This is a genomic window from Hasllibacter halocynthiae (genome assembly GCF_003003095.1).
Lineage (GTDB): Bacteria > Pseudomonadota > Alphaproteobacteria > Rhodobacterales > Rhodobacteraceae > Hasllibacter > Hasllibacter halocynthiae.
Window position 1 is genome coordinate 417,420 of record NZ_PVTT01000002.1, and the last position, 17,150, is coordinate 434,569.

General features: G+C 73.6%; 14 protein-coding genes. 7 read left to right on the forward strand and 7 right to left on the reverse strand.

Going from position 1 to position 17,150, the window contains the following annotated elements; genetic code table 11:
- Positions 1 to 27: 27 nt before the first annotated feature.
- Complete coding sequence (locus tag BCF33_RS08995) at positions 28 to 1,533, forward strand: YifB family Mg chelatase-like AAA ATPase (protein ID WP_106160617.1); 1,506 nt, start codon at positions 28 to 30, stop codon at positions 1,531 to 1,533.
- Here the strand turns inward: BCF33_RS08995 and gshB are convergent.
- The 3 genes from gshB to rsmI form a co-directional block, all read right to left on the reverse strand.
- Positions 1,515 to 2,477, reverse strand: coding sequence for a glutathione synthase (gene gshB, locus BCF33_RS09000; protein ID WP_281260013.1), 963 nt, complete (start codon positions 2,475 to 2,477; stop codon positions 1,515 to 1,517). The two genes, BCF33_RS08995 and gshB, sit on opposite strands and share 19 nt — an antisense overlap.
- Positions 2,478 to 2,550: 73 nt before the next feature.
- Complete coding sequence (locus BCF33_RS09005; protein ID WP_245883791.1) at positions 2,551 to 2,871, reverse strand: YraN family protein; 321 nt, start codon at positions 2,869 to 2,871, stop codon at positions 2,551 to 2,553.
- A 4-nt stretch (positions 2,872 to 2,875) separates the two neighbouring features.
- A complete protein-coding gene (gene rsmI, locus BCF33_RS09010) occupies positions 2,876 to 3,775 on the reverse strand; it encodes a 16S rRNA (cytidine(1402)-2'-O)-methyltransferase (protein ID WP_106160619.1) in 900 nt (299 codons plus the stop codon).
- 124 nt (positions 3,776 to 3,899) lie between these two features.
- Between rsmI and BCF33_RS09015 the strand changes: the two genes are divergently transcribed.
- The 3 genes from BCF33_RS09015 (at position 3,900) to murJ (ending at position 9,451) form a co-directional block, all read left to right on the forward strand.
- Entirely contained in the window at positions 3,900 to 5,084 is a 1,185-nt protein-coding gene (locus tag BCF33_RS09015) for a penicillin-binding protein activator (RefSeq protein WP_106160620.1), read from the forward strand.
- Positions 5,081 to 7,792, forward strand: a complete 2,712-nt coding sequence (locus BCF33_RS09020) for a [protein-PII] uridylyltransferase (protein WP_106160621.1) — start codon at positions 5,081 to 5,083, stop codon at positions 7,790 to 7,792. Before BCF33_RS09015 ends, BCF33_RS09020 begins: the two co-directional genes overlap by 4 nt.
- A gap of 117 nt (positions 7,793 to 7,909) precedes the next feature.
- Complete coding sequence (gene murJ / locus BCF33_RS09025; protein ID WP_106160622.1) at positions 7,910 to 9,451, forward strand: murein biosynthesis integral membrane protein MurJ; 1,542 nt, start codon at positions 7,910 to 7,912, stop codon at positions 9,449 to 9,451.
- On the opposite strand, the gene BCF33_RS09030 is transcribed toward murJ, so the two are convergent.
- Positions 9,448 to 10,128 (reverse strand): rhomboid family intramembrane serine protease, encoded by a 681-nt coding sequence (locus BCF33_RS09030; RefSeq protein WP_158259395.1) that lies wholly within the window; start codon positions 10,126 to 10,128, stop codon positions 9,448 to 9,450. The genes murJ and BCF33_RS09030 overlap by 4 nt on opposite strands.
- Before the next feature lie 75 nt (positions 10,129 to 10,203).
- Here BCF33_RS09030 and trpS point away from each other — a divergent pair, with 75 nt between their 5' ends.
- The 3 genes from trpS (at position 10,204) to BCF33_RS09045 (ending at position 14,216) form a co-directional block, all read left to right on the forward strand.
- Positions 10,204 to 11,217: a tryptophan--tRNA ligase gene (trpS, locus tag BCF33_RS09035; protein ID WP_106160624.1), complete on the forward strand. Its 1,014-nt coding sequence runs from the start codon at positions 10,204 to 10,206 to the stop codon at positions 11,215 to 11,217.
- 87 nt (positions 11,218 to 11,304) lie between these two features.
- Positions 11,305 to 12,918, forward strand: a complete 1,614-nt coding sequence (locus BCF33_RS09040; protein WP_158259396.1) for a DUF4139 domain-containing protein — start codon at positions 11,305 to 11,307, stop codon at positions 12,916 to 12,918.
- A 41-nt stretch (positions 12,919 to 12,959) separates the two neighbouring features.
- Positions 12,960 to 14,216, forward strand: a complete 1,257-nt coding sequence (locus BCF33_RS09045) for a Coenzyme F420 hydrogenase/dehydrogenase, beta subunit C-terminal domain (RefSeq protein ID WP_245883792.1) — start codon at positions 12,960 to 12,962, stop codon at positions 14,214 to 14,216.
- On the opposite strand, the gene BCF33_RS09050 is transcribed toward BCF33_RS09045, so the two are convergent.
- From BCF33_RS09050 to hmgA, 3 genes are all read right to left on the reverse strand, one after another.
- On the reverse strand, positions 14,182 to 15,141 hold the full coding sequence (locus tag BCF33_RS09050) for a fumarylacetoacetate hydrolase family protein (protein ID WP_106161509.1): 960 nt from the start codon (positions 15,139 to 15,141) through the stop codon (positions 14,182 to 14,184). The genes BCF33_RS09045 and BCF33_RS09050 overlap by 35 nt on opposite strands.
- 504 nt (positions 15,142 to 15,645) lie before the next feature.
- A complete protein-coding gene (locus BCF33_RS14475) occupies positions 15,646 to 15,777 on the reverse strand; it encodes a hypothetical protein (protein ID WP_281260014.1) in 132 nt (43 codons plus the stop codon).
- The gene (hmgA, locus tag BCF33_RS09055) at positions 15,774 to 17,102 is read right to left on the reverse strand and encodes a homogentisate 1,2-dioxygenase (protein ID WP_211292393.1); all 1,329 of its coding nucleotides are present in this window, start codon (positions 17,100 to 17,102) and stop codon (positions 15,774 to 15,776) included. Before hmgA ends, BCF33_RS14475 begins: the two co-directional genes overlap by 4 nt.
- Positions 17,103 to 17,150 lie beyond the last annotated feature (48 nt).

Here is a 17,150-nt window from a genome sequence, read left to right on the forward strand (position 1 = left end):
TTCCCGAACCAGAGGAAGGCCGAGCCGTTGCACGCCACCACCCGCACCGTCGCCTTCGAGGGCGTCGAGGCCCGCATCGTCGAGGTCCAGTGCTCGGTCCTGCCGGGCGCGCCGGGCTTCGCCGTCGTGGGCCTGCCCGACAAGGCCGTGCAGGAGGCGCGCGAGCGCGTGCGCGCCGCCATGACCGCCCTTTCCATCGCGGCCCCCGCCCGGCGCATCGTGGTGAACCTCTCGCCCGCGGACCTGCCGAAGGAAGGCTCGCATTTCGACCTGCCGATCGTCCTGGCGCTCCTTGCGGCGATTGACGTGGTGCCCGCCCAGCGTGTCGAGGACCTCGTCGCCATGGGCGAGCTCTCCCTCGACGGCGGCCTCGTCCCGGTCAGCGGCGCCCTGCCCGCCGCCATGACCGCCGCCGCGGAGGCGCGCGCGCTGATGGTTCCCGCGCCCTGCGCGCCCGAGGGAGCCTGGGTCGCCGCCGCGACCGTGCTGGGGCCGAAGGACCTCGCCGCCGCCATCGCCCATTTGACGGACGCCGCCCCGCTGGAGCCCGCCGTCCCGGGCGAGGTCGGGCGCGCGCGCCCCGCCCGCGACCTCGCGGAGGTGCGGGGCCAGGAGAAGGCGCGCCGCGCGCTGGAGATCGCCGCCGCCGGGCGCCACCACCTCCTGATGGTGGGCCCGCCCGGGGCCGGCAAGTCGATGCTGGCCGCCTGCCTGCCCGGCATCCTGCCCCCCATGACCCCCGCCGAGACGCTGGAGACCACGATGGTCCACTCCGTCGCCGGCCTGATCGAGGGGGGAGCCGTCTCGCGCGCGCGGCCCTGCATGACGCCGCACCACACCGCGTCCACGGCCGCCATCATCGGCGGCGGCAAGGGCGCGGGCCCGGGCGAGGTCTCCCTCGCGCATAACGGCGTCCTCTTCATGGACGAGTTCCCCGAGTTCCCGCGCCAGGTGCTCGAGACCCTGCGCCAGCCCGTCGAGACCGGCGAGATCACCGTCTCCCGCGCGAACGCGCATGTGAAGTATCCCTGCCGCTTCCTCCTCGTGGCCGCCGCGAACCCCTGCCGCTGCGGGCACCTCGCGGACCCGTCCCGCGCCTGCCCGAAGGCGCCCAGCTGCGGGGGCGACTACCTCGGGCGCATCTCCGGGCCGCTGATGGACCGCTTCGACCTGCGGCTGGAGGTGCCCGCCGTGCCCTGGACCGACATGGACGGCCCCGCGGCGGGCGAAGGGACGGCGGCGGTCGCCGAACGCGTCGCCGCCGCGCGCGGGCGGCAGGCCGCGCGCGGCGTGGAGGGGGCCGCGACCAACGCCGACCTCTCCGCCGGGCAGCTGGAGGCCGTCGCGCGGCCGGACGGCGAGGGGCGCGCCCTGATCGAGCGGTTCGCCGCCCGCCGGGGCCTCTCCGCGCGGGGCTACCACCGGGTGCTGCGGGTGGCGCGCACCGTCGCCGACCTCGCGGGGGCCGAACGGGTCGAAGCGCCCCACGTGGCCGAGGCGCTGGGCTTCCGCCTCTACGGCGAGGCGCTCTGAAGCCGGCGCTCCACCGCGTCCCAGATCAGGCCGGCGACATCGGTGCCATCGAACCGCTCCAGCTCCTGCACGCCAGTGGGCGAGGTCACGTTGATCTCCGTCAGCCAGCCGCCGATCACGTCGATCCCCACCAGCAACTGCCCCTTCTCGCGCAGCAGGGGGCCGATCCGGGCGCAGATCTCCCGCTCCCGCTCGGTCAGGACGGAGGCTTCCGCGCGCCCGCCCACATGCATGTTCGACCGGGTCTCGCCCTTCGCGGGCACCCGGTTGATCGCGCCGACCGGCTCGCCGTCGACGAGAAGGACGCGCTTGTCGCCCGCCGTCACGTCGGGAAGGAACTTCTGCACGATCAGGGGCTCGCGGCTCATGGAGGTGAAGAGCTCGTGCAGCGAGGCGAGGTTGCCGTCCCCCGGCGCCAGCTTGAACACGCCCGCGCCCCCGTTGCCGTAGAGCGGCTTGAGGATGACGTCGCCGTGCCGTTCGCGGAAGGCGCGGATGGTGCCGAGGTCGCGCGTGACGGCGGTGGGGGGCGTCAGGTCCGGAAAGTCGAGGACGAGCAGCTTCTCGGGGTGGTTGCGGACCCAGAACGGGTCGTTGACCACCAGCGTCCGGCCCGCCAGCCGATCCAGGATGTGCGTCGTGGTGATGTAGCCCATGTCGAAGGGCGGGTCCTGGCGCAGCCAGACGACGTCGGCCTCCTCGGCGAGGTCGCGCTCTTCCCAGGGGCCGAAGCGGGCGTGCCCGCCCCTGCGCCGCGAGACGGTGACGACGCGCCCCGTCGCCAGGACCCGCCCCTCCACGTAGGCCAGCCGGTCCGGCGTGTAGACGAACACGGGCCAACCCTTGCCTTGCGCCGACTCGATGAGCCGGAACGTGGTGTCGGCGTCGATGTCGACGGCCTCCAGGGGGTCCATCTGGACCGCGACGCGGGGGTGATCTGTCACGGGCGCTCCTCCGGCTTCGGGCCTGGGATGCCGCCCGCGCGCCGCCCGCGCAATCCCCGCGCGGGGATCGCCGTTAGATCACCGCGTTCTCGACCAGCTCGATCCGGCCCAGGGCGTCCACATAGGCCAGGTCGACGCGCGCCAGGGTCAGGAGGCCCTTCGGCATGGTGCCGAGATACTCCTCCGCGGCGGCGTGGAGGCGCGCCATCAGGCGCGGGGTGATCCGCTGGGCGGCCGCGGCGTGGTCGCGGCCCTTCTTCACCTCGACGAAGACGACGCCCTCGCCGTCCTGGAGCACGAGGTCGATCTCCATCCCTGACCCGCGCCAGCGGCGGTCCCGCAGGGAGAGGCCGCGGCGGGCGTAGTGGCGGGCGACGGCCTCCTCGGCGGCCATGCCATCAGCGTGGTTCCTGCGCCCCCTCCGGGTCCCCGCCGTCTCCATCCCCGCGCTCCATCTCCAGGGCGAGGCGGTAGACCTCGCGCCGCTTGCATCCCGTCGCCGCCGCCACGCGGTCCACCGCGTCGCGAAGGGAGGCCCCCTCCAGCGCCTCGGCGAGAAGGGCCGGAAGGTCCTCCGCCGCGCCTCCGCCCCCTCCGGGGCCGGCCATCACGACGACCTCGCCCTTCAGCTCGCGCCCGTGGGTCGCCTCGGCCACCTCGGCGAGGGTGCCGCGGATCACCTCCTCGAAGCGCTTCGTCACCTCGCGGGCCAGCGCCGCGGCGCGGCCGTCCCCGAAGCTCTCGCGCATCTCCGTTAACAGGCGGTGAACACGGCGCGGGCTCTCGTAGAGGATCACGGTCGCCCCGGCGCCCGCCAGCCCCTCCAGCCAGCGCCGCCGCGCGCCCGCGCCGGGCGGCGGGAAGCCCGCGAAGAGGAACCGGTCGGTCGGCAGGCCCGAAAGGGTCAGCGCCGCCACCGCCGCCACGGGACCGGGCGCGGCCGTCACGGGGATTCCGGCCGAGACGGCCTCGCGCGCGAGCTTGAGGCCCGGATCGGCGATCATGGGCGTTCCGGCCTCGGACGCGTAGGCGACCGAGCGACCCTCCCCCAGCGCGTGCATCAGGGCGGGGCGGGCGCGGGCGCCGTTGGCGTCGTGATAGGGCCGGATGCGGCGCCCGTTCAAAGGGATGCCGTGGATGTCCATCAGGCGGCGCAGGGACCGCGTGTCCTCCGCCGCCAGCACCTCGGCGCCCCGCAGGACGTCGAGGGCGCGCAGGGTCACGTCGCGGGCGTTCCCGATCGGCACGGAGACGAGGGTGAGGCCGGGGGGGATGGAAGGGGGGTCGCTCTCGCTCATGGGTCTCTCCGCGCCTTCCCGCCCGCGCGGCCCGGGCGGAGGCGCGAGGCGTTTGCCAGCCCCGCGACCCGGCGCTATCGAAGGCCGGGGCGACCGCGACGGATCCGCCCGAGGGGAGAGCCGCATGATCGCCGTCAACACCGCCGCCCGCAAGGCGTCCTTTCCGACCCGCGCGCGCCGCGCGCTCGCGCTTCTCGCGCTGCCGCTGGCGCTGGCGGCCTGCGGCGGGCCCGTCGGCCTCGCCGGGCCGGCGCGCGACGCCGGACCGGTCGCGCCGGCCACCGTCGCCCTCCTCCTGCCCGGGGGCGGCGGGAACGAGGGGCAGCTCTCCACCGACCTCGAGCGGGCGGCCCGCCTCGCCCTGTCCGAGGCCGGGGCGGACGCCGTCACCCTCGAGGTGTTCGAGACCGGCGGGACGGCGGCGGGCGCCCGGCAGGCGGCGCAGGCGGCGGTCGCCGCGGGCACGCCGGTGATCCTCGGGCCGCTCTTCGCGCAGGCGGCCAACGCCGCGGGCGTCGCCGCGGCGCCGGCGGGCGTGAACGTCCTGGCGCTGTCCAACAACGCCGCCATCGCGGGCGGGAACGTCTTCATCCTGGGGCAGACCTTCGACGACACGGCCCGGCGGCTGGTGTCCTACGGGGTCTCGCAGGGGCGTGACGACATCCTCGTGGTGGCGCCGGACAACGCCGTCGGGCGGGCCGGCAGGCAGGCGGTGACCACGGCTGCCAGCCAGGCCGGCGCGCGGATCGCCGGGGTCGAGACCTTCGAGTTCACCCAAGGCGGCGTCGTCGAGGCGGCGCCCCGGATCGCGCAGGCCGCGGGCGGCGCGGACACCGTCTTCCTGACCACCGACACCGCGGGCGCCCTGCCCCTGCTGGTCGAGCTGCTGCCCCAGAACGGCATCGCGCCGCCCGCCCAGCAATATGTCGGCCTGACGCGCTGGGACATCCCGCCCGCGACGCTGGCGCTGCCGGGCGTCGAGGGCGGCTGGTTCGCGCTTCCCGATCCCGGGCGCGACGCCGCCTTCCGCAGCCGCTTCGCCGCCGCCTACGGCAGCGAGCCGCACCCGCTGGCCTCCGTGGCCTACGACGGGATGCGGGCGATCGTCGCCGGCCTCGCCTCCGGCAGGGGCGACGCGCTGTCGGCGGGGACGCTGACGCGCGGCCAGGGCTTCGAGGGGGCGACCGGCCCGTTCCGCATCCGCCCCGACGGCACCGCCGAGCGGGCGCTGGCGGTGGCCACGGTCCGGGGCGGGCAGGTCGCCGTCGTCGATCCCGCCCCCGCCCGCCTCGGCGGCGGCTTCTTCTGATCCCGGACGGCCGGGGCGCCGCGCCGGAGGCGCCACTCGCGGAGCGCATCGCTGCCCTTCCCCCCGAGGAGGCCGCCGCAGAGGCGCGCCGCCTCCTCGGCAAGGCGCTGGAACAGGGCCGGGCCGCGCTGGCCGCGCGCCTCGCCGGGGCGCCGTGCGATTCGCGCCCCGTGATCGAGGGGCAGGCCGCACTGACCGACGTCGTGGTCCGCGCCGCCTTCGCCCATGCCCTCGCGCTCCATCCCAACGGCGTGCCCTCCGAGGGCGAGCGCCTCACGATCCTCGCGGTGGGCGGCTACGGCCGGGGCGAGATGGCCCCCTTCAGCGACGTGGACCTTCTGTTCCTCGTGCCGTGGAAGGTGACGGGGTGGCAGGAACGGGTGATCGAGACGGTCCTCTACCTCCTCTGGGACCTCAAGCTGAAGGTCGGGCACGCGACGCGCACGGTTGCGGACTGCCTGCGCCTCGGGCGCGAGGACTTCACCATCCGCACCTCCCTGCTCGAGCAGCGGGCCGTGGCGGGGGACGCCGCGCTGGCGGACGAGCTCGGGCTGCGGCTGCGGCGCGACCTCTTCTCCGGGAGCGAGAAGGCCTTCGTCGACGCCAAGCTCGCCGAGCGGGCGCTGCGCCTCGAGCGGCAGGGCAACCAGCGCTACCGGGTCGAGCCCAACGTCAAGGAGGGCAAGGGCGGGCTGCGGGACCTCCAGTCGCTCTACTGGATGGCGAAATACGTCCACGACGCCCCCGACGGGGACGCCCTCGTGGCGCGTGGCGCGTTCCGCCCTTCCGAGCAGCTCCTCTTCGAGCGGGCGCACGCCTTCCTCTGGGCGGTGCGCTGCCACATGCACCTCGCCGCCGGGCGCGCGGCCGAGACCCTGACCTTCGACCTGCAGATCGAGGTCGCCGAGCGCATGGGTTACGAGGACCGTCCCGGCCGGCGCGGCGTCGAGCGGCTGATGCAGGACTTCTTCCGCCATGCCACCGACGTCGGCGAGCTGACGCGCATCGTCCTGCAGGCCCTCGAGGCGGAGGAGTTCAAGTCGGAGCCCCTGCTCCAGCGCCTGCTGCCCCGCCGGCGCCGCGTCCGCGCGCCTTTCGGGGTCCGCTACGGGCGCCTTTCGGTCGCCGACCCCGCCGCCTACCTCTCCGAGCCGCTGAACATCCTGCGCCTCTTCGAGGAGGCGCTGCGCACGGGGCTGCTGATCGACGCCGACGCGCTGAGGCTGACGAAGGACAACCTCGCCCTCGTCGCCGGCCTGCGCGAGGATCGCGCCGCCCAGCGGGTCTTCCTCGACACGATCCTCAAGCACGGAAACCCCGAGCGCGCGCTGCGCCGCATGAACGAGATCGGCGTCCTCGCCGCCTTCCTGCCCGAGTTCGAGCACGTCGCCTGCCTGATGCAGTACAACATGTACCATTCCTACACGGTGGACGAGCACACGATCCAGGCCGTGGCCACCCTCGCGATGATCGAGAAGGGCGAGATGCTCGAGGAGCTGCCCGTCGCGAGCGGCATCCTGGAGGCCGGGGTCGAGCGCCGGGCGCTCTACCTCGCGACGCTGCTGCACGACATCGGCAAGGGCCGCGAGGAGGACCATTCGGTCCTCGGCGCCCGCATCGCGCGGAGCGCCTGCCAGCGCCTCGGCCTCTCCAGGGGGGAGGTCGAGACCGTCGAATGGCTGGTGCGCCACCACCTGCTGATGTCGGACGTGGCCCAGAAGCGCGATCTCTCCGAGGCGCGCACCATCGCCGCCTTCGCCAAGCAGGTGGGCACGCGGGGGCGCCTGGACCTGCTGACCGTGCTGACCGTCTGCGACATCCGCGCCGTGGGGCCGGACACGTGGAACAACTGGAAGGCGCAGCTCCTCCGCCGCCTGCACCGGGAGGCGGCGGCCGTGCTGGACGGCCGCCCACCCGCCGCGCGCGCCCCCCGGGAGGCCGAGGCCAAGCGCGCCTTGCGCGAGGCCCTCGCGGACTGGCCCGCCGCCGCCCTGCGCGCCGAGACGGCGCGACACTACGGGCCCTACTGGCTGAGCCTGCCGGTCGCCGCCCATGTCGGGTTCGCCCGGATGCTGCGCGATCTCGCGCCGGACGGGATGCGGATGGAGCTGCGCGCCGACGCCGATCGCGACGCCACCCGCATCGCCTTCGCGATGGCCGACCATCCGGGCCTCTTCTCGCGTCTGGCCGGGGCGCTGGCGCTGGCCGGGGCCGAGGTGGTCGACGCGACCACCTTCACCTCGAAGGACGGCTTCGCGACGGCGGTGTTTTGGCTGCAGGACGGCAACGGGGCCGCCTATGACGAGGCGCGGCTGCCGCGCCTGCGGCAGGCGATCGGCCGCTGCCTCAAGGGCGACGTGGTGACGCGCGACGCGCTGGCGCCGAAGGACCAGATCCGCAAGCGCGAGCGCGGCTTCCGGGTGCCCACGGTGATCGCCTTCGACAACGAGGCGTCCGATCTCTACACGCTGGTCGAAGTCGATACCCGCGATCGTCCGGGCCTTCTCCACGACCTGACGCGCACCCTCGCCGACGCGGGGCTGACGATCGCCTCGGCGGTCGTCGCCACCTATGGCGAGCAGGCGGTCGACACGTTCTACGTCAAGGACCTGTTCGGCCTGAAGCTGCACGACGAGCGGCGGCGCAAGTCCCTGGAGAAGCACCTGCGCGAGGCCATCGCGACCGGCGCGGCCCGGGCGCGCAGCTAGCCGGGCGCGGGCGGGGGGAGGGCACCCCGGGTTCGGCCGCGGCGTCCGCGCCGCGCCGGAAGCCTTCCGTCCGGGGGGCAAATTGCCATCGCGCGCCGGGGGGGCCATGACCGCTGCATGGCCCCCCGTCCCGCCCCCCGCCTCGCCCGCGCCTTCGCCACCGTCGGCGTCTGGACCATGCTGTCGCGGGTGCTGGGCTTCGTGCGCGACGTCGCCTTCGCGGCCGTCCTCGGCGCCGGCCCCGTCTTCGACGCCTTCATCGTCGCGTTCTCGCTTCCGAACCTCTTCCGGCGGCTCTTCGCGGAAGGGGCGTTCAACATGGCCTTCGTGCCCATGTTCTCGAAGAAGGTGGAGAAGGGGGACGGGGCCCTTCCCTTCGCGCGCGACGCGGCGATGGGGCTCGCGACGATCCTGATCGTCCTCACCGTGATCGCGACGGCGGCGATGCCGCTCCTCGTGCTCGCGATGGCCTCGGGCTTCGCGGGGGACGAGCGGTTCGACCTCGCGGTGCTCTACGGCCGGATCGCGTTCCCCTACATCCTCTTCATCTCGCTCGCCGCGCTCCTCTCGGGGGTTCTCAACGCCACGGGGCGCTTCGTGGCGGCCGCTGCGGCCCCAGCCCTCCTCAACGTCCTCTTCGTGGCCGCCGTCGCGCTGGCCCTCCATTCCGGCCTCGACGTCGGCCTCGTGCTGGCCTGGACCGTTCCTATCGCAGGGGCCGCACAGCTCGCGCTGGTCTGGTGGGCGGCGGCGCGCGCCGGCTACCGGCTGGTCCCCGGCCGCCCCCGCATCACGCCCGAACTGAAGCGCCTCGCGGTGATCGCCGCGCCCGCGGCGCTCGCCGGGGGGGTGGTGCAGGTCAACCTTCTCGTCGGGCGGCAGGTCGCCTCGCGGACCGAAGGGGCCATCACGTGGCTGTCGCTGGCCGACCGCCTCTACCAGCTTCCCCTCGGCGTGGTGGGCATCGCGGTGGGCGTGGTCCTCCTGCCCGAGCTGTCCCGCCGCCTCTCGGACGGGGACGCGGCGGCGGGCCGGCGCTCGCTCTCGCGCGCGGCCGAGTTCGCGCTGGCCCTGACGGTGCCGGCGGCCGTCGCTCTCCTCGTGGTGCCGCTGCCGCTGGTCTCCGCGCTCTTCCAGCGGGGGGCGTTCGGGCCCGACGACACCGCCGCCACCGCCGTCGCCGTCGCGATCTACGGCCTCGGGCTGCCGGCCTTCGTCCTCCAGAAGGTCTGGCAGCCCGTCTTCTTCGCGCGCGAGGACACGCGGACCCCGTTCCGCATCGCCGTCGCGGCGATGGTGGTGAACGCCGCCCTCGCCTTCGGCCTGATGCCGGCCATCGGCTTCGCCGCCGCCGCCGTCGCCACGACCGTGGCTGGGTGGGCGACCTTCCTCCTCCTCGCCCGGGCGGCGCGCCGCCATGGCGAGGACGTGCGCCTGCTGCCCGACGCGAAGGCCCGCATCTGGCGGATCGTCCTGGCGAGCCTCGCCATGGGCGTGGTGGTCTGGGGGGCCAACCTCGCGCTCCTGCCGGTGTTCGGCACGTCGCGCACGCTGGGCATCGTCGCCCTCGTGGCGGTCGGCATCCTGTCCTACGGGCTTCTGGGGCAGCTCTTCGGGGCGTTCCGCCTGCGCGACCTCGTGAATTCGGCCCGTCGCTAGCGCGAGCGTATCCTCTCGAGGAAGACGCGCGCACGGCCCGGCGCGGCCACGAAGGATATCGCGAACCCGAAGAGGAAGCCCGCCATCTCGCCCATCCACCAGTCCGCCGCGCCGAAGAGCAGCGAGAAGGCCAGCTGGATCGCCATGAGGAACCCGATCAGCCGGAACGCCGCAAGCCGCGATCCGCCGGCCGCCCCCGCGCGCGTGAAGAGGACGAAGGTGAAGGCGCCGATCAGCCCGTAGGCCGGCACGTAGGCCCCCGCGAGCGGCGCCGACGCGCCGCCCAGAGCCCACCAGAGGAGCGCGCCGAAGATCGCCGCCCCGAAGAACACCGCCAAGGTGGCGAGCGTGCCCATCGCCTCGGCGACGAACTTGCCGAGCGCGAGGACGAACACCACCCCGAAGAGCATGTCCGCGAAGCCCCGGTGGACGAACGGGAAGGTCGCGAGGCGCCAGGGCTCGGCGGCGATGACGTCGCCCCGCGCGGCCCCGAGGTCGAGGAGCCGGGGGAACACGCCCAACGCCTTCAACGCCTCGATCCGCCAGCCCGCGGCGCCCGCGCCGAGGAGCCCCCGGTCCGCCGCCGACAGCGCCAGCTCGGGCAAGGCGACGGCGAGGGCCAGCGCGACCACCACGGGCGGCAGGGCCTGGAAAGGGGATTCGTCGTAGCCCTGCACCGGCCGGCCTCCTTGCGCGATCGTCCGGCCGGGGCTACCCCGCGCCCTTCACGGACGCCAGCCGAAGGCACCCCAATGGCCGACTTCACGCCCCGGATCTTCTCCGGCATCCAGCCCTCGGGCGACCTCCATCTCGGGAACTATCTCGGCGCGCTGCGCCGCTTCGTCGAGATGCAGGACGAGGGTACCTACGAGACCGTCTACTGCGTGGTCGACCTTCACGCGATCACCGTCCCCCAGGACCCCGAGCGCCTCTGCCGGATGACGCGTGAGGTGGCGGCCGGCTTCCTCGCCGCCGGGGTCGACCCCGAGCGGTCGATCCTGATCAACCAGTCCCGCGTGCCCGAGCACGCGCAGCTCGCCTGGGTGTTCAACTGCGTGGCGCGCATGGGCTGGATGGGACGCATGACCCAGTGGAAGGACAAGGCAGGCAAGAACGCCGAGGCCGCGTCCCTCGGCCTCTTCGCGTATCCGGCCCTGATGGCGGCCGACATCATGATCTACCACGCAACCCACGTTCCCGTGGGCGACGACCAGAAGCAGCACCTCGAGCTGACCCGCGACATCGCGGCGAAGTTCAACCACGACCACGGCGTGGACTTCTTCCCTGAGGTCACGCCCGTCATCGAGGGCACCGCGACCCGCGTCATGTCCCTGCGCGACGGGACGCGGAAGATGTCCTCCTCCGACCCGTCCGACGCCAGCCGGATCAACATGCTCGACGATGCGGAGACCATCGCCCGCAAGCTCCGCAAGGCCCGGACAGATCCCGACGCCCTGCCATCCGACGCGGCCGGCCTCGCGGGGCGGGAGGGCGCGCGGAACCTCGTGAACCTCTACGCCGCCCTGTCGGACACGACCGTCGACGCCGTACTCGCGGAGCATGGCGGGAAGGGTTGGGCCGAGTTCAAGCCCGCGCTGGCCGACCTCGCGGTCGGGAGGCTCGCCCCGATTGGCGAGGAGATGAGGCGCCTGCTGGGCGACCCGGCCGAGATCGACGCCACCCTCGCCCGCGGAGCCGAGCGGGCGCGGGCGATCACGGTCCCCATCCTCGAGCGGACCTACGACATCCTCGGGATGGTCCGTTAGCGCAGGGCCGCGGGGCGGGGCGCCATGTCATTGCCTGACGGCCGCGCATGGCGCACCTTTCCCGCGACCCACCCCTGCGGAGCCGTCATGCGCCATCTCCTCGTCGTCGCCCTCCTGCCCCTTCCGGTTCTCGCCGAGGACGTGACCCTTCCCACCGTGCCCGAGGCCGTGACCCTCTACGGCACGGGCGCACGGATCGTCCGCTCCGCCGAGACCGCCGAGCTGCCGGCGGGCACGCACCGCATCTTGCTGCCGCTGCCGCAGATCGCCTCCTTCCTCGACGAGCCGCGCCTCGCCGTCGGCTCGGCCACCCTCGTCGGCCTGGAGCGGCGCGACGCCCTGCCGGTCGAGCCCGCGGCGCCGACCCCGCCGGAGCGCGAGGTCGAGACCCGGGCCGAGGCCGTCGCCCTGCGCCGGGACGAGCTGGCCCGGATCGAAGGGCAGATCGAGGGCTTGGAGGCCCGCATCGCCTTCGCCCGCTCGCTGGAGGGCGACGCGCTCGAGGGCGCGGAGGAGCCGGCCGGACAGGCCGCCGGCCTGATCGACGTCATCGGGCGCGAGATCGCCGACGCCCGGGCCGGCATCGCCGAGCTCGAGGAGGAGCGGCGCCCCCTGGAGGACGCCCTGGAGGAAGCCCAGGCCGACCTGCGCCGGGCGCAGCTCCTTCTGCAGGCCGCCCCGCCGCCGGCGGAGATCCCGGGTGGGCTGATCGCGACGGTCACGCTGGACGCGCCGGCGGCGATCCCGGTCGAGATCGCCTATCTCTCCGGTGCGGCGGGCTGGACGCCCGACTACGAGCTGCGCCTCGACACGGAAGCCGCGAGCCTCGCGCTGACCCGGCGAGCCGCGATCCGGCAGGCGACGGGCGAGGCCTGGGAGGACGTCTCGCTGACCCTCTCCACCGCAGATCCCCGGCGGGCCCTCGCGCCGGCCGAGCCCGGCCCCTCCATCGCGGTGATCGGCGATGACCGGCCCGCCCCCGGCATCGCCATGCAGGAGGATGCGGCAAGCTTCGCCGGCGCCGCGCCCCGCGTCCTCGAGATGGCCGCCCCTGCCCGGGCGACCGCCGTCGCGCGCGGGCTCTCGCTGCGCTACGAATACGACGAGCCGGTGACGCTCGCCCCGACGGGGCACCCGGCGCAGATCGTGCTCGAAACGCTGGACCTGCCCTCCGAGGTCGGCGCCCGCGCCGTTCCGCGCGTGGACGAGACCGCGTTCCTGATCGTCCGGGCGACCAATGACAGCGGCGAGACGCTCGTGCCGGGGCCGGCCGCTTTCTACCGCGACGGCGACTTCATCGGCGGCACGTCCCTGCCCCTCTGGGCCGCCGGCGCCGAGGAGGAGCTGCCTTTCGGCCCGCTCGACGAGATGCGCCTCGACTTCGCGGTTCTCGGGAACGAGAGGGGCGACACCGGCGTCGTCACGACGGCGCTCACCCGGGAGGTCCGCGCCCGCTTCACCGTCGAGAACACTGGGAACGAGGCGCGGGACGTGCGCGCCCTCTACGCCCTGCCCATCTCCGAGCAGGAGAACCTGGAGGTCGAGGTCGCCGCCGACCCCCGGCCGGACGAGGAGGACGTGGATGGCGTCCGCGGCGTCGCCGCCTGGGACCTCTCGATCGGGGCGGGCGAGACGGCGGAGGTAGACCTGACCTTCACGCTGGAATGGCCGGAGGGACGGACCCTGTTCTGGCAGCCCTGAAGGCCCTCGCCCCCGCGCCCCGATCCTGCGAGGGTCGCGGCGTGATCCGCCTCGACAACCCTCCCGCCGCCGCACCGCGCGGCTTGTGCACCGATTGCGGCCTGTCGCGGACGGCGCTCGCGGGGGCCTGCGGCACGGCCTGCCAGTTCATCCGGCCCGACTATCCCGCGCGCGAGCGCGCGGTCCACGGCCGCGAGGCCGCCCGCGGGGGCGACGAGGGATTCTTCGGCGTCGTCCTCTCCATGCATCGGGCGACGATGACGCCCCCCGCCGAGGGCGCCCAGTGGACCGGCATCACCACCGCGCTCGCGGCGCGCGCGCTCCGCTCGGGTGGGGTGGACGCGGTGCTGACGATGGTGGCGGACCCGGACGACCGATGGCGACCCGTGCCGGCGCTGATCACCGATCCCGTCGACCTGGCGCAGGCGCGGGGGATGCGGATGGGTTACGCGCCGCTCCTTGCGCTGCTCGAGACGGCGGCTTCCGCTGGCCATCGGCGCCTCGCGGTGGTGGGCATTCCCTGCCAGGTCCACGCCCTGCGCGCGGTCGAGGCACGGCTGGGCCTCGAGGCGCTCGTCGTGATCGGGACGCCCTGTTCGGACAACACCACGACGGAGAACTTCCACCGATTCCTCGGCCGGCTCACGAGCCGCCCGGAGGAGGTCAGCTACCTCGAGTTCAGGGCCGACTACCGGGTCGAGCTGCGGTTCCGCGACGGCGCCGTCCGCACCATCCCCTTCCTGAAGCTGCCGCTGTCGGACCTGCCGGACGACTTCTTCCCGCTGACCTGCCGGACCTGCGTCGACTACGCCAACCGCTTGTCGGACGTCACGGTCGGCTACATGGGCGGCGATGGCGAGCAGTGGTTGATCGTCCGGAACGAGCGGGGGCGCGCCCTGGTCGAAGGGCTGGAGGGGCTGCGCCTGTCGCCGCCGACGACCCGGGGGCGGCGCGGCCGGGCGGTCGCGGGGTTCGTGGCGAACACCGAAGCGGCGGCGGGCGGCCTGCCGGTGCGCCGGATGCCGGGTTGGGCCCGGCCCCTGGCAGCCTTCCTCCAGCCCCGGATCGGGCCGAGAGGCCTCGAGTTCGCGCGGGCGCGGATCGAGATGAAGGCCGTCGAATCCATCCTCCATCTCCGGCGACGGCTTCCGGCCCGGATGAGGTGGATGATCCCGGAGCACGTCTGGCGCCAGGCGGAGCCCTACGGCCTGCGATCCGCCGAGGGCGAGCGGCGCCACTCCTCCGAAGCCCCCTGCGGCACGGTCAACCCGGAGCCGCCACCACCTTCTGGTCTATGACGCCGAAGGGCGGGGCCACCTCGTCGCCCATCCAGATCCGCACCCGGTCGCCGACTTCGAGGAACGGGGTCCGGGCCTCGCCCCCCAGGATCGTCTCGACCATCCGCTGCTCGGCGATGCAGGAGTAGCCGCGCCCCCCGTCTGCCACCGGACGTCCCGGCCCGTCCGGGTCCCGGTTCGACACCGTGCCCGAGCCGATCACCGTCCCGGCCGGCAGGGCGCGCGTCCTCGCCGCGTGGGCGATCAGCGCGGGAAAGCCGAAGGTCATGTCGTGGCCTGCGTCCGCCCGGCCGAGCGCAAGGCCGTTCACCTCGACATGCATCGTGCCGTGCAGGCGTGCGCCGTCCCATCCTGGCAGCGCGTCCGGCGTCACCGCCACGGGGGCGAGGGCGGAAGGCGGCTTCGACTGGACGAAACCGAACCCCTTTCCCAGCTCGTCGGGGACGAGGTTCCGCAAGGAGACGTCGTTCAAGATGGTGACCAGACGGATGGCATGGGCGGCCTCGGCCTCGTCCGCACCCATCGGCACGGGGCCCGTGATCACCGCCACCTCCGCCTCGCAGTCGATCCCCCAGGTCGCGTCCCCCTCGATGGGCGCGTTGGGGGAGAGGAACGTCGAGCAGCCCTGGTACATGAGCGGGTCGGTCCAGAACCTTTCGGGCATCTCGGCCCCCCTGGCACGGCGCACGAGCTCGACGTGGTTCACGTAGGCCGATCCGTCTAGGAACTGGAACGCCCTCGGCAACACCGCGCCCAGGCGGCCGGCGGGCTTGTCGGGGACCAGATGGCGCAGCTTCGGCTCCCATCTGTCCCAATCGTCGAGCGCATGCTGCAGGGTCGTTCCCGCGCGCGCCATCCGGCGCCCGTCGGCGGAAAGCTTCACCAGCGGGCCGTCCGGCCCTTCCCGAAGGCTCGCCAGCCTCATCTGCGCCACCACCGGCCGTGGCTGAGCCGCCAGCGCAGCCACGCCGTGCCGAGCACGACGCCGAGGAAGAGAAGGACGAGGAAGGCCCCCTTCGCCGTCATCGACGCGCCTCCGGCCAGACCTGATGGACCCGGACGCCGCCGAACGTCGCGCGGCAATGCGGTCCGGGGGGGCATCGCTCCCTCAGGAAGATGCGGCAACGCGATGTGCGGCATGCAACCGAGGCGGGCGTCGCCGCCCCGAACCGCGCGCCATACTCGAAGGAGGCGGCGGCAGACGGAAGGTGCCCTCCGATGCCGGGAGGACTGCAGCCGTCAGCCACATGTCCCCCCGGAGCGGAGCGTCAGCGATCGCGACGGCGTACGCCGCCGTCGTGGTCCCTGGCGCCCTTGGACGCCATGACCAGCCCGACGATGGGAATGAGGAGCAGGATGCCCCAGGCTATCAATGCCGTCAGTTCCATTGGCTTCTCCTCCACTCAGATCCGCTCGCGGCCTCAATCCCCTACTGCCCGTCACGGTTCCGGTTCCCCCTGCGCGCCTCCCGGCGATAGCGGCCGGTCGCACCCCAGGCGATGGCCCCGGCCAGCCCGATGGCGCCGAAGAGGACGGCGATGGTCCAGAGAACCTCGCTCACCAGTCACCCTCCGGCGTGCCGTCGAAGCGCTTGCGCAGGGCCGCCCAGCATTCGACATAGTCGTCCTGCAGCGGTGCCTCCTCGGCGGCGAAGCGGGTGAGGTGCTGGGGAAAGCGCGTCTCGAACATGAATGCCATCGTGTCCTCGAGTTTCGAGGGCGCGAGATCGGCGAGCGACGCGGCGCGGAACGCATCCTCGTCGGGCCCGTGGGGCAGCATCATGTTGTGCAGCGACATGCCGCCGGGGACGAATCCCTGCGGCTTGGCGTCGTAGACGCCGTGGATGTTGCCCATCAGCTCGGACATGACGTTCTTGTGGTACCAAGGCGGGCGGAACGTGCCCTCGGCGACATTCCAGCGGTCGCGGAAGAGGACGAAGTCGATATTCGCCGTCCCGGGCACGCCCGAAGGCGCGGTGAGGACGGTGAAGATCGACGGATCCGGATGGTCGAAGAGGATCGCGCCGACCGGGCTGAACGTCTTCAGGTCGTACTTCACTGGCGCGTAGTTGCCGTGCCAGGCGATGACGTCGAGCGGCGAGTGGTCGATCCGGCTCTCGTGGAAGGCGCCGCACCACTTCACGACCATCCGGGCCTCGCAGTCACGATCCTCGAAGCAGGCGACGGGGGCTAGGAAGTCGCGCGGGTTCGCCAGGCAGTTGGCACCGATCGGGCCGCGGTCGGGCAGGTCGAACTTCTGGCCGTAGTTCTCGCACACGAAGCCGCGGGCGGGCCCTTCGAGCAGGTCGACGCGATAGACCATGCCGCGGGGGATGACGGCGACCTCCTGCGGGGCGAGGTCGATCACCCCCAGCTCGGTCGCGAAGCGCAGCCGCCCCTCCTGCGGGACGACGAGAAGCTCGCTGTCGGCCGAGTAGAAGTAGGTGTCGCCCATCCCTTCGGTGACGAGGTAGACATGCGCGGCCATGCCGACCTGGGTGTTCACATCGCCGGCGGTGGTCATGGTCCGCATGCCCGTCAGCCAGGTCAGCGCCTCGCCCGCATGGGGGACGGGGTCCCAGCGGTACTGGCCGAGCGAGGTGACCTCGGGATCGACGTGCGGTGCGGACTTCCAATAGGGCAGGTCGATCCGCGACATCCGGCCCATGTGCTTCACCGAAGGCCGGATGCGATAGCACCAGGTCCGCTCGTTCTGGCCGCGCGGCGCGGTGAAGGGGGTGCCGGAGAGCTGCTCGGCATACAGCCCGTAGGCGCAGCGCTGGGGCGAGTTCATCCCCCGCGGCAGCGCCCCGGGCAGCGCCTCGGTCTCGAAGTCGTTGCCGAAGCCCGGGGCGTAGCCGCCCGACAGGCTGGGCGCCCCGGTCATCCCCTCGGGCAGGGGTTCGGATACGGTGTCGCGCATGTCTGACCTCCC